Origin of the sequence: Streptomyces hilarionis, from assembly GCF_024539675.1 — a bacterium.
GTDB lineage: Bacteria > Actinomycetota > Actinomycetes > Streptomycetales > Streptomycetaceae > Streptomyces > Streptomyces hilarionis.
This window is the reverse complement of sequence record NZ_JAHHIT010000361.1, coordinates 1-910: the sequence shown is the minus strand read 5'-3', so window position 1 is coordinate 910 and position 910 is coordinate 1. Positions and strand designations below refer to the sequence as shown.

At 72.3% G+C, this 910-nt stretch carries 1 protein-coding gene; it reads left to right on the top strand.

The window, feature by feature from the left end:
• Positions 1-783 (top strand): acyltransferase domain-containing protein (locus tag KMS84_RS38610; protein WP_256921225.1); only part of this gene is annotated, 783 nt, incomplete at its 5' end.
• Positions 784-910 lie beyond the last annotated feature (127 nt).

Below are 910 nucleotides of genomic sequence, written 5' to 3'. Positions count from 1 at the left end.
GCCCCCTCCACCGCGACCGCCCGCTTCTTCCCCCTGTACGTCTTCGTCGCCGCGCTGCCCCACATCCGCGCCCACCACCGCGAGCGGGACATCCCCGACGAGGTCAGCCGCCACACGCTCGCCGACGTCGGCCGATGCGTCGCCTGGCACCGACGATGGCACGGCACGGGCGGGCTGCTCATCCCGGAATGGCTCACCCTGCACTTCCACGGCGAGCTGTACCAACTGGGACGACTTCAGTTCCAGCGCAGCCGCGTCGGCGCCCGGACCGGCGCCTCGATCGCGGCGGCAGGACTGCCCCACGGCCCCGGAGACGCGGCACTCTCCCTCCACATACCCGACTTCATGGGACCCCTGACCCCGCAGGCCGTCGAACGGTCCCTCGCGCTCGCCCGGGCGTTCTTCGCCCGCCACTACCCCGAAGAGACCTACTCGGTGGCCACCTGCTCGTCCTGGCTGCTGGACCCCCAGCTCAAGCGCCACCTGCCGGCGGACTCCAACATCGTCCGCTTCCAGGAACGGTTCCACCTCGTCCGCCCGCCGACGGCACCGGGAGGGGCGGCGACTTCCGAGCTCTCCGCGACCGCCGACGATTCCGGGACCTCGGCGGTCCCCGAGGTCCCGGCGGTCCCCGATGACATGGAACCCGTCCGCTTCGTCTTCGGCACCACCGACGTGCCCCTGGACCGGCTGCCCCGCCGGACCGTCCTCCAACGAGCCGTCCTCGACCACCTCCGAGAAGGCGGCCACTGGTACGTCGGACGCGGCTGGCTCGAGCTGTGACCTCCCGCCGCCCTCTCGTCCGGTGGCCGCAGCGCGCCGCTCAGGGCCCGCACAAGAGCCCGGAGCCAAGCCTCGAACAACCACCCCTCCCTCGAACGAGTGAACCCCACCGCCCCCGGAACAGCCG